Source organism: Enterococcus sp. DIV1420a, assembly GCF_051712165.1.
Taxonomy (GTDB): domain Bacteria; phylum Bacillota; class Bacilli; order Lactobacillales; family Enterococcaceae; genus Enterococcus; species Enterococcus faecalis.
In genome coordinates this window covers 864150-876632 of the sequence record NZ_JBIOOI010000002.1, presented here as the reverse complement: position 1 = coordinate 876632, position 12483 = coordinate 864150, and the positions used below count along the sequence as shown (strand labels likewise).

The 12483-nt window shown below is 37.2% G+C and carries 11 protein-coding genes; 1 reads left to right on the top strand and 10 read right to left on the bottom strand.

The window, feature by feature from the left end:
• Positions 1-43: 43 nt before the first annotated feature.
• Positions 44-223 carry a hypothetical protein gene (locus tag IGI80_RS15555; RefSeq protein ID WP_002383739.1) on the top strand — a complete coding sequence of 60 codons (180 nt, stop codon included), beginning with the start codon at positions 44-46 and terminating at the stop codon, positions 221-223.
• 87 nt (positions 224-310) lie between these two features.
• On the opposite strand, the gene IGI80_RS15550 is transcribed toward IGI80_RS15555, so the two are convergent.
• From IGI80_RS15550 to cdaA, 10 genes are all read right to left on the bottom strand, one after another.
• Entirely contained in the window at positions 311-1276 is a 966-nt protein-coding gene (locus tag IGI80_RS15550) for a hypothetical protein (RefSeq protein ID WP_438724150.1), read from the bottom strand.
• Positions 1277-1450: 174 nt separating this feature from the next.
• A complete protein-coding gene (locus IGI80_RS15545; protein WP_002359936.1) occupies positions 1451-1741 on the bottom strand; it encodes a hypothetical protein in 291 nt (96 codons plus the stop codon).
• A 47-nt stretch (positions 1742-1788) separates the two neighbouring features.
• On the bottom strand, positions 1789-3069 hold the full coding sequence (locus IGI80_RS15540; protein WP_438724149.1) for an aminoacyltransferase: 1281 nt from the start codon (positions 3067-3069) through the stop codon (positions 1789-1791).
• 268 nt (positions 3070-3337) lie between these two features.
• Entirely contained in the window at positions 3338-5146 is a 1809-nt protein-coding gene (gene glmS / locus IGI80_RS15535) for a glutamine--fructose-6-phosphate transaminase (isomerizing) (protein WP_438724148.1), read from the bottom strand.
• A 442-nt stretch (positions 5147-5588) separates the two neighbouring features.
• Positions 5589-6422, bottom strand: coding sequence for an energy-coupling factor transporter transmembrane component T family protein (locus IGI80_RS15530; protein ID WP_131639054.1), 834 nt, complete (start codon positions 6420-6422; stop codon positions 5589-5591).
• A complete protein-coding gene (locus IGI80_RS15525) occupies positions 6419-8125 on the bottom strand; it encodes an ABC transporter ATP-binding protein (protein ID WP_002356938.1) in 1707 nt (568 codons plus the stop codon). Before IGI80_RS15525 ends, IGI80_RS15530 begins: the two co-directional genes overlap by 4 nt.
• 100 nt (positions 8126-8225) lie before the next feature.
• On the bottom strand, positions 8226-8777 hold the full coding sequence (locus IGI80_RS15520) for an ECF-type riboflavin transporter substrate-binding protein (RefSeq protein ID WP_002356937.1): 552 nt from the start codon (positions 8775-8777) through the stop codon (positions 8226-8228).
• A gap of 229 nt (positions 8778-9006) precedes the next feature.
• A complete protein-coding gene (gene glmM / locus IGI80_RS15515; protein ID WP_438724147.1) occupies positions 9007-10362 on the bottom strand; it encodes a phosphoglucosamine mutase in 1356 nt (451 codons plus the stop codon).
• Complete coding sequence (locus tag IGI80_RS15510) at positions 10355-11518, bottom strand: CdaR family protein (RefSeq protein WP_002356934.1); 1164 nt, start codon at positions 11516-11518, stop codon at positions 10355-10357. The genes glmM and IGI80_RS15510 overlap by 8 nt, the downstream gene beginning before the upstream one ends.
• Positions 11515-12399: a diadenylate cyclase CdaA gene (gene cdaA / locus IGI80_RS15505; RefSeq protein ID WP_002389035.1), complete on the bottom strand. Its 885-nt coding sequence runs from the start codon at positions 12397-12399 to the stop codon at positions 11515-11517. Before cdaA ends, IGI80_RS15510 begins: the two co-directional genes overlap by 4 nt.
• Between the last annotated feature and the right edge of the window lie 84 nt (positions 12400-12483).

Genomic DNA, 12483 nt, shown 5'->3' with positions numbered 1-12483 from the left:
TATGATAGAGAAGTGAAAATCACCAGAAAGGTTGTTGCGGACTATGAGAACTCGTCAGAAAAAATTATTTTTATTTTCAATGATTTTATGGTTAGTTGAATTTTTAATTACACGGATTTCTGATTCTTTTCCAGGAGCAACGCCATTGTTCGTTGTGATTTGCTTGATTCAAGGAATCCTTTTTACTTATTTCTGTCTTGCTTTTTTCTATTATCCGCAATAATCAGTCAAGAAAAGCAATTAGAGCAGATTCAGCAAATTTCTGAAACCGAAAAAATGGCACGTCCTCGTTTTTAGGACGTGCCATTTTTTAAAGCATTATTTGTGTAAAAGCCGTTCGTATCGCCTGTTGAACTTTTTGAACAGCAGCGATTTGATGGCCTTTTGCTTCAGTCAATTCTTTTTCAATATATTCAGGATAGTAGGTTGCCAAATAACCCAAGACCCAGATAGTTGGATCTGAAATAACCGTCTCTACTAATGGATACAAATAGGCAAGATGCAACCGAATTTCTTCTTCCAAATGCTGCAGCATAATTGGATCATCATTTTCTAAACGATTCCTAAGTTCAGTACAAATTTCGGAATAGATCGGCGTATTTAACGGTCCATTTTTTCCTTCTAGTAAGACTGTCTGAGGCTGATTGTCATACCAAAGAAAAGTCAGTGGTTCTGAAAATTTCAACAGTGCTAATTCTTCAATAAACCATTCCCGAGCAAAATAACTAAGTGCTTGGTTCATAACTAAATCTTTTGCGACTTCCACAAATACTGGTTTAGGCAAATATAAACTGGTTTTAATGTTCGCTAATTGTTGATAAACGGGCAATTGATCGCTTACTAACAAGTTCCTTTTAATTGCTTGAATTTGCTGCGTTTCTAATTGTTGATACGCCTCTTCCACTTGCATTAATTGCTGTTCTAACGTTTTTTGTTGTGCTAGCGTTATTTTTTTAGTTTGAAGTAATTGCTTCAATAAAATATACCCTTCAATAAAGCGACGACTTTGACTATAAATTTGCATATAAATTGCCGCTGTTTCAAGGTTCTCAAAATAAGTCTCTTGGAACGCTTCTGCCAATGCTAGTGCTTCGTCAGCTTCACCCATTTCCAACAATAATTGGACAATTTTTTGGTTTACTGGCGGCGTTTGTTGTAGCTGATAGGCTTGTTGAAAATTTTCTAAAGCGACGATCTGATTATGTTCTACAAGTGCTTCTTCTCCTTTCGCAATAAAACGTTCATAGTTTTTGGGAAAATCATGAATGGTACTCATATCTAACCTCCTTTATTTCTTATTTAAAGCAGATGAGCCTGGGACAAAAATCACTTTGGATTTTTGCTCCAGGCTCAAAACCTGATAACCGGCAGGAACAGAACCAACACTACGCGTTGCTCGGAGCTAAACGGTTCTGTCCCGACCTCGATTTTAACTATTCAAACGGACTTTTTAGTAAAGATTACGAATAATAATTGCCGTTTCTAGGTCGCCCTCAGCGTTCATCTTCTCCGCCTTTTCTTCTAAACTATACCCAGCAAAACTTTCGTTTGTTAAAACATCTGCTACTGTAAATTTAGCAACTTTTTCAATACTGACCGCATCTGGGGCTACTTCTTGCACGCTATCCCAGCCTGTATCAATAAAGACTTTTGTATCTTCTGTAATCGCTTCGTTTGCTTCTAACGCCTGCATAATTTCTTTTAACTGTGCATACGTCATAACCTCAACTTGATTTTCCATTTAAACGCCTCACTTCGTCCATTCCTTTTAAGGATTAGGTTTTAATTTTAGACTTTTTCTTTAATTGTTTTTAATGCGTGGTATAAGGCATATTTCATTGGTTTGGCTTTCCATTGAAAATTGCCCATTAATTCTTCGACATGACCGCCAAAGGATTGTTTGAATTTAAGAACCCCATCACTTCCATCAAAGACACCGTCAACGCCATAAAAATTATATTTGGGAATGTTATTTTCTACTGTGTAAGTTAACATTTTATGTTGAATTAAATACGGTGCATAGTATTGTTTATATTTTTCATACGTACCACTAAACAAGTAAACTACTTCTTGTGGATGAACAATGAATAAGGCGCCTGCTAAAATTTCAGGTTCATCTGATGTTTTCATTTCTTTAGCTTCGTCAATCCGTTTGCGCACGGTACGAACTTCATCTTCAAATTCACGTTTCTGGTTATTTTTTTTACGGCTTTTAGGATTGGCAATTAACGCTTCATTGACTTCGTTGAGCGTCTCTTGTAATTTGCGTAATTTCTCATGAAGATTTTCTAAATAAGTAGCAAAGTTTAGTTCCGCCACCATAAATTTCGCTCGTTCACCAAACTCTTCATAAACAGCTTGGTAATAAGCTAAATCCTTATCTTCAAAATTACGCCGTGCACTTGTTTCTTCCGTTAATTTCTTAAAGAGAGGTAGCTCTTCGTAACGAAGTTCTCGGGTTGTTACTCCATATTCCCATGTTTTCTTGATGTCATATTTAGCATCTTTTCCATAAGATTTCCAAAGATCTTCTTCTGTTAATCCAGCCATATCTTTGATAAACAACCAACGTGGCGCGCCATCAAAATTGTGCACATCAAACCCTTGGTGTTCAAAACCAATTGATGTGAAATAGTCAAATGTTTCTTGATTGACCTTTTCAACTTCACCGCCATTAAAATCACGTAAACAAATTTGTTTATTGGGAGTAAAGGTTAAATAAAGGCCATCATTTTTTTTCACATATTTTTTTAAGCCTGTGAAAAAGGCTTCTACACATTTTTTATCTGTATAATCCATCAAAATTCCGCCGTCAATGTCGAAAGCATAACCAATTTTGACTTTTTTCTTGCTTAGGATACACGCAGCAATTAGTTGGCCTTCTCGTTTGACGCCAACGTATTCACAATGCCAGCCACGTCGTTCCAATAAATGTTTCATTTCGGGTGTTTCTAAAAAGTTACCTGCAGGATGTGTCATTGCAAAGGTAGTAAATTCTTGTTCAGTTAATGTACTAAACTGATCCATATCAAACAACTCACAATCTTTTTTTGTTAAATAAATTAGCACTTTTCAGCTTAACCTACTTTTTGCTTTCTTTCAAACAAAGTTACCTCACTGGCTAATTCTTATTTTTCGGTTCTTATTAATTATATCTAATTTTGCTAAAATGCAAACAGTTTTCAACGGAAAAAAAGAATTTCTTTGGAATCTTTCATTTTTGACTGAATATCTTTCTTTTATAAAAAATATCTGAGACAAAAATCTAAAGTGATTTTTGTCTCAGATATTAAAACTCATGAAAACCCGTTGAACATCTTTCTCTCAGGTTCTTGATTTATTCAACAGTTACACTTTTGGCTAAGTTCCTTGGTTTATCAACATCGTAGCCTCTTTGTAAGGTTGCATAGTACGCTAATAATTGACCTGGAACAATGCTAACTAAGGCAGAAAGTAACGGATGAACATCTGGAATAATCAGTTGGTCCTGTGGTTTTGCCAAGGATTCCAAGGCAATCACAATATTTCTTGCTCCACGACTTTCGACTTCCTTTAAATTGCCTCTTGTATGGGCTGCGACTTTGGCATCTGTCACAATCCCAATCACAGGTGTTCCTTCTTCAATTAAGGCAATCGTTCCATGCTTCAATTCACCTGCCGCAAAGCCTTCTGCTTGAATGTAGGAAATTTCTTTCAACTTCAAGGCCGCTTCCATCGACACATAATAGTCGACTCCTCGCCCAATATAGAAGGCATTTCGAGTATACGTCAGATAATCTTCCACTAAGGCTTTCATTTGTTGTTTTTCATCAATCAAGGTTTCCATGACAGCTGCTACCACGCTCAATTCGTGAGCCACATCAAATGAGACGGCTGCTAATGTTTGGCGTTCTTCACCAATTGCTTTTGCTAAAATAGCTAAGACAGCGATTTGAGCAGTATAAGCTTTGGTGGAAGCGACAGCAATTTCTGGTCCTGCGTGTAATAACAAGGTATCGTCCGCTTCACGTGATAATGTTGAGCCAGCAACATTTGTTAATGTCAGTGATGGATGCCCTAATTCATTAACCTGTACAAGTACTTGGCGACTATCCGCCGTTTCACCACTTTGACTTAAGAAAATGAAGAACGGTTTTTCAGATAAAATAGGCATGTTGTAGCCAAATTCGCTTGATAAATGAACTTCCACAGGAATACTGGCAATCGTTTCAATTAAAGATTTTCCGACCCAACCTGCATTATAACTTGTCCCACAAGCAATAATGTAAATTCGGTCACATTGATTAATTTTTTCAAGTAACGCCTCATCTAAAGTCACTTTTTCACCTTGAGTATACGCTTGAACAATTTTGCGCATCACTGCAGGTTGTTCATCAATTTCTTTGAGCATATAAAACGGATATGTTCCTTTTTCAATGTCATTTAAATCTAATTGCGCTTCAAAAGGTTCTCGGTTGATTACTTGTCCTTCTGGCGTTTCGATTACTACTTTGTCCGCTGTAACAGTTACAATTTCACCATCAACAATCTCAACAAATTGATTGGTTTCTTTAATCATCGCCATCGCGTCACTACAAATAACATTAAAGCCTTCACCTAGACCGATAAGTAACGGGCTTTTATTTTTCGCTACGTAGATAGTATTGGGATCCATTTTATCCATTAATGCAAAAGCGTATGAACCTTTAATTTCGGCTAAAGCCGCTTTAAAAGCATCTTTTGTTGAAAAACCATTATCAGCAAAATGAGCAATTAATTGAACGACGATTTCAGTATCTGTATCACCAATTAAGTGAGCACCACTTAAAAATTGTTCTTTTAATTCTTCAAAGTTTTCAATGACACCATTATGCACTAATGCAAAGCGTTGATCGCTTGAAACATGGGGATGTGCATTGGCGACAGTTGGTTCGCCATGAGTGGCCCAACGAGTATGACCAATACCAACTGTTCCATCGATTTCTGGCGTTAATTTTGCTGCTAAATCGGCAATGCCCCCAACTGCCTTAACTACATGGGGCTGTTGGCTTTGATCATTCACACAAATCCCAGCAGAATCATAACCTCTATATTCCAATTTTGTTAATCCTTGAATCAAACTTTCCGTGACATTTTCTTTTCCAATCATTCCGACAATTCCACACATAATGCTAATTCCTACTTTCCAATTGAAATTCTGTATTTACTAGGTCCTGTTTAACTAGCAAATCCCATTATATGTTTCTACCTGCGTGATAACCGCTTTGTTCTAACTTCACAATTAGTTTTTCTTTGTTATCTGTAGAGTGCAGTCCCTAGAGCCACCCGCCGAATCTTCGATAAGCTCTCTCCTCGTCACCTGAACGTTCAGGTCTGGCGCTATCCAATATTGGTCTATATACCCCCTTTGCAAATATATTCCGTAGAAACATAAACAATCATACAATTAAAAGTAGGTGCTTGTCAACAAAAATCTAAAAAACGAAAATTGGTCTAGTTCTTTAAAGTTGTAAAAAAAGAATCTAGTAAACTCATAGTAAGAGAAAGTACTAGATTCTTAATAATAAAAAAATATCCGTTCTATTTATAGAACCTTATCAATTTGTTATTTATTGGAATGGATTATAAAACCGGCCACCATTCACATGGAACAACCAGAAACTGATTCCTAATAAGCATAAGGCAAGTAACATTACCGAAAAATCACACAGATGAAAAGGTTGTTGCGCATACCACGTTCGATTTTTCTTTTGACCAAAACGCCTTAATTCCATAGCGGTACTCACAGTTTCAATTCGATCTAAACTAGATAGGATTAAGGGTAAAACAATTTGTGCTACGCCTTTGATTCGTTGGCCTAACCGTCCCTTTTTAGACATCTCATAACCTCGCGCTTGTTGTGCTAAAGAAATATTAAAAAAATCTTCTTGGATATCGGGAATATAACGAATAGCCAGCGCTACTGCATAACTAATCCGATAACTCACACCAATTCGATTCAAGCTGGAGGCAAATTCACTAGGATTTGTTGTTAATAAAAAGATTAATGCCAACGGAATCGTACAGAAATATTTTAAAACTAAATTAAATTCATAAAATAATTCTTCTTGTGTCAAAGTAAACCGTCCGATTCCTTCCCAAATCACGGTACGTGATTGATATAAATCAACCCCATATTCAGGTGCAAAAAGGTAAACCGTTAAGATATTTAACAAAGAAAAAATAGCAATAAATTTAATAACAAAAGATATTTGATGCCATTTAATATTTGATAATTTTAACAAAACAAGCGAAACCACAGACATTCCTAACAGATAACGAGTATCATACGTGGTCATACAAGCCACAGAGACAACGATTAAAAAGACTAATTTGCTTGTGCCGTTTAAGCGATGAATCCAGGTTGAATCAGGATGATAGCCTAACATTTGTCGTTCACTCATCCAAAACGCACCTCACGATCGTAAGCAACAAATTTTTCCGTAAATAGCAAGGGATTTTCCAAGCCTAACGCTTTAGCAAAGGTAAACAAGCTCGTTTCTTTTAAAGAAGCTGCTTGAATTAATTTTTCATCTGTTAAAACAGCAACTGGAGTCGCATCTGCTAGTAAACGTCCATCACAAACTACTAACGCACGTGTTGTATATTCCAACATTAAGTGCATATCGTGAGTGATCATTAAAATAGTCACACCTAAGCGGTTCAATTCTTCTAAAAATGTCATCATTTCTGTATAATGTTTAAAATCTTGCCCAGCTGTTGGTTCATCTAAAATTAATAATTCAGGTTCTAAAACTAAGATTGATGCAATAGTTACCCGTTTTTTCTGCCCAAAACTCAACGCAGAAATCGGCCAGTTCCGGAAGGGATACAGCCCACAAATATGTAAAATATTCGTCACACGTTCCTCAATTTCTGCTTGTGGCACATCTCGTAAAACTAATCCTAAAGCTACTTCTTCAAAAATCATTTTTTTAGAAATCATTTGATTGGGGTTTTGCATCACATAACCAATTTTATCTGCACGTTCTTTGATTGAATAATTGGAAAAATCCTGTCCTTCCCATAAAATCTTACCCGATTGAGGCGTGATGAACCCGCAAATTATTTTAGAAAGTGTAGACTTCCCGGCACCATTTTTTCCTACAATGCTGATCATTTCTCCATGATGAATAGTTACTGAGAAGTCATCTAACACTTTTTCACCGTGACGATCATATTGATAGGACACTTGTTCCAAACGTAATAGTTCAGCTCCTTTGACTGCACTAACTGAACTAGGTTGGACAGACCACTGTGTCATTTTAGGCAAAACCGTTTCGCCTGATACTTCGGCTAATTTGTCTAAATGACTAACTTGTGTTAAATCAATCCCAGCATATTTCATGGCTGTAACGTACAAAGGTTCACGAATCCCTTGTTGGGTCAACGTATCTTGACGTAACAATTCATCTGGCGTTGTATCAGAAATAATTGCGCCCTCATTCATGACAATAATTCGATCAACTGATTCGCAAAGAACGTCCTCTAAGCGATGTTCTATTATTAAAACAGTTGCTTTTGTTTCTTGTTGAATGGTGTCAATCAAAGTCATTGTTTCTTGTCCCGCTCGTGGGTCAAGATTAGCCAAAGGTTCATCAAAAAGTAAAATTTTTGATTGGTTAATTAGAACGCCCGCCATAGATACACGTTGTTTTTGACCACCTGACAAATCTTGTGGACGGTGTTGCAATAACTGATTCAGCTCAACAATCTCGGACCATTTGTGGACCGCTTTTTTCATTTCTGCTTGTTCAACTGCATCGTTTTCTAAAGCAAAAGCAATATCCTCAGCAACCGTTAAGCCGATAAACTGCCCATCGGTATCTTGCAAAACAGTTCCTACATCAAAAGACAAATCAAATAGACTTGTTTCTTGGATATTTTTACCAGCAACCGTAGCTGTTCCTTGAATCTCACCTTCATAAATATTGGGAATTAACCCGTTGATACATTGCGCCAATGTTGATTTGCCACTACCACTAGGCCCAACGATTAAAACCTTTTCTCCTTCATAGATGGTTAATTGAATCCCCTTTAATGTTGGTTCAGATTGGCTATGATATTGAAAGGAAAAATTATTAAAAGTAATGATTGGTTTTTTCATTCGGCCTCACCTCAGTTTCTCCATAAAAGAAAGGGTCTGAGCATTAGCAAAGTAATTACTAGGGCAGACCCTTAACCATTTAAATTATTTCGACAGTTTCTTAATCTTTTGATAAACTGCCTTTCTTTGTTCTTGTTGATGCATAAGCTTTCATCAACAATGTTCCAATAATCCCCACAGCGACAATATTTGAAACAGTCGCGAATACTCCTTGTGTAAACACTTTACTTGCGGGTTCACTATAAATCAAAATATCCAAACTAGGCGCGATTAAGCCCCAAACGACGATATTACCAAAGGCTTGGAAAATATTGAAACGCACCATGTCATTTGTTGTAAATTCACCATGTTGAAGATCCATTTTACGACCAGCAAAGCCAAAAATAATACCAATAATTCCTGAACAAATAATCCAGCTCCACCAAGCGCTACCATACGTGGTAAAATCTTTTAATGTGTGACCAATCAAACCAATTAGCCCTCCAGCTACTGGTCCAAAAACAACTGACATTAAAGCAAGAAATGGATACGACGTTTCTAAGTTCGTATTAGGAATCCCAGTTGGAATTACAACGAATCGACCTAAAATAACAAAAACTGCAGAGCCAATTCCAATTGCTACAATTGTCTTGACGGACATTTTTTCTTTCATTTCGCTCCTCCATTCTATAACTCCATTGATTTACAGCCGCTCCCTTCTTGATTTTATCAAATAAAAAAAGAAGATACGCGGTGCATCTTACTTCTAAAATAGTACCCTTTTAACCACTCTATGTCAATGATAGACGGAGCTTATTAGCTATTTTCTTTTTTGGATTTCCAACAAAGAAACCAGACACTTAACGCAAGCTAGCATTAAGTGTCTGGTTTCTAATTTGTTCTTATTCAACGCCGATTTCTGCACGTACTACTTCAACAATTTTATCAACGTAATAATCAACTTTTTCTTGTGTTGGCGCTTCGGCCATCACACGTAACAATGGTTCTGTTCCAGAAGGACGAACTAAAATACGACCTTCGCCATTCATTTCTGCTTCTGCTTGTTCGACAACTGCTTTGATTGCCGGAACTTCCATTGCACCATTTTTATCTGTGACACGAATATTGACTAATTTTTGTGGATAAATCGTCACTTCATCCGCTAATTCAGATAATTTTTTGCCCGTTTGCTTCATAACATTCAACAATTGAATCCCTGAAAGCATGCCATCACCTGTTGTGTTGTAATCTAAAAAGATCATGTGACCAGATTGTTCGCCACCAAAATTGTAATCATTTTTACGCATTTCTTCTACAACATAGCGATCACCCACTTGCGTTACCACATCTTTTAAGCCAATTTCTTCTACAGCTTTATGGAAACCTAGATTACTCATCACCGTTGTAACGATTGTATCTTTTTTCAAACGTTTTTTCTCAGCTAAATATTTGGCACAAATATACATGATTTTATCACCATCGATAATTCGTCCTAATTCATCGACTGCAATAATTCTATCACCGTCGCCATCGAAAGCCAAACCAGCATCTGCGCCTTTTTCAACAACCATTTCTGCCAAAGCTTCAGGATGAGTGGAACCCACACCATCATTGATATTCAATCCATTAGGACTTGTTCCCATTGTATAGAAATCTGTCTCTAAATCCGCGAAGACACGATTGACTGCTGTTGCAGTTGCTCCGTTGGCAGCATCTAAACAAACAGTCATATCTGCTAAATCGCCAGGAATACTTTGAACTAAAAATTGCGAATATTTTAGTAAGCCTTCTGGAAATTCATCTAATGAGCCTAAGCCTTCTGCAGAAGGTCTTGGTAAGGTGTCTTCTTCTGCGTCTAACAATGCTTCAATTTCTGCTTCCTGATCGTCTACTAATTTGAAGCCATCTGCCCCAAAAAACTTAATCCCATTGTCTTCCGCAGGATTATGTGAAGCTGAAATCATTACGCCAGCGGATGCTTTTTGTAAACGAGTAAGATATGCTACACCAGGTGTTGAAATCACCCCTAATTGGAAAACTTCAATTCCGACTGATAATAATCCAGCAATCAATGCTTGTTCCAACATCTCACCTGAAATACGTGTATCGCGGCCTACGAGAACACGAGGTTTTCTTGAACTATCTTCATGTTGACTCAACACATAACCACCATAACGCCCTAATTTAAAGGCTAATTCAGGTGTTAACTCCTTATTTGCAATTCCTCTTACACCATCTGTTCCAAAATATTTACCCATTTTGATTCTCCTTAGTCACTTGATTCTCTGTATTTTCAGTTGAACCAGCAGTTGTACTTTCTACTGTTGATCCCTCACTTGTTGTTTCAGAAGTATTTGATTCTACTTGACTGGATGTACTTGGTTGTACTGCTTGGCTACCTGAGCCAACCGTTGTTGAACTTGCAGGTTCCTCTGAAGTTTCATTTGTATTTGATGACTGTTGTTGATTGTACACGGGGCTCAAAGAAACGTCAACCTCATCTGGTGTAACTACGTATTCTCCATTAACGGGAATAGTCACTGATTGTTTTGTTTCTTTGCGAATATCAGAAATATCTACCGGTACCTCAATTGATTCTAGCGTATCTAAAATTGATTGCGGACCACTGACCCTAACTTGGTACGTTGATAAACTATAATTGTAATGAGCGATCCCAGCTGGTGGCGTACCTGTCATACTAACATTCAGTGGTACATCTTTTGTTGGCGCAGTTAAGCCTACTGTTACTTTGACTTGTGGTGCTGGATTTTCGATACTTAGGACTTGACCTTTGGCATCTAGCGCTTGAACATTTACCGTTTGTTTAATCGTATCAATTGTTTGTTTGGCACTTGAGACTGGCGCAATCACTTTGTCAATTGCTTTCGCTGTTTCTTCTCCAGTTGTTACTTCTACGGTTTTTGGATCCACAGAAATATTTTTTACTTTGTAGCCTTCTTTTTCAATGTTATCAGAAAGTTGTGCTTCTACATCGAATTTTTTTGTTACTCTCTTTTCAATCGTTACAGTCACTGTTTTTGGTTCAATTTCAGCTGTAACAGCTGAACTTAGTCCCCGCACTGTCAAAGGCACTTCCGAAGTCCCTAATGGCAATTTGGTTAAGTCTGCGACCACTTGGAAATTTCGTGTGTCAGCATTTGATTCCATGTTTAATTGAATGCGGTTCGCACTACGTAAATGAACATTCACACTCTCTTCAAATCCAGAGACATAATATTTGTCTTTATCGTATTGGACTTGGACAGGAATATTATTCAATGTTTCACTATACGTTTGGCTTGAACCTGAATTGGAGGGATTATTGCCTGTTGCATTGGCATTAAAAAATAACAACAATGCAAACAGCAATGAAAGCAAACCATTAAACCAGCTTTTTTGGGAGGCTTTTCTCATTTGCGTTTAACCCCCTTTGTTACATCATCGATAAAATGCTGCAAAGCACTTTTTTTATCTTCCGATGATTCCGAAATTAACTCCTTACGCAAAATTGTTAAATACTCTTCTTGCGTTAGACCAGGAATTAATTCATTGTTCAACGTCAAACTAACGTCACCAGTTTCTTCAGAAACAACAATCGTAATGGCATCACTGACTTCACTGATACCGACTGCGGCTCTATGGCGCGTTCCAAATTCTTTTGGAATTAAATTGCTTTCTGATAGCGGTAAATACGCACTAGCAACAGCAATTTTTTCATTTTTGATAATCACTGCACCATCATGTAGTGGTGTATTTGGAATGAAAATATTAATCAGTAATTCACCAGTAATATCGGCATCCAAATCAATACCTGTCTCAATGTATTCATCTAAACCGGTATTGCGTTCAATGGTTATCAAAGCACCAATTTTCCGTTTTGACATGTACTGAATGGCTTTGTCAAAGGCCTGAATAATACGCTCATCTTCTTGTTGCGCACCTTTATTCGGGCGGAAAAACGAACTTCTCCCTAGATGTTCCAGCCCTCTTCGCACTTCTGGTTGAAAAATAACAACCGCGGCGATTACACCATACATGATAACTTGATTCATTAACCAAGATAATGTATGTAGACCAATTATCTCACTTAGAATGCGGATAATGATAAAAACAGCGACACCTTTTAATAGTTGGACTGCTTTTGTTCCACGAACAAGCATGATTAATTTGTAAACGAGGTACCATACGACTAGGATATCTATGATATTGATAACAAAATCCTTAGATAAGAAATCCGTTGAGATGACTTGCTGCCAATAATTCAAATCTAATAGTTGATTCAATTGAAACGACATCATACCCCTCACTTCTCTCTCAAGATTTCCTAACAAGTATACCACATTATTTTCTTTCATCACAGAACGCAAGCGGAAACATCA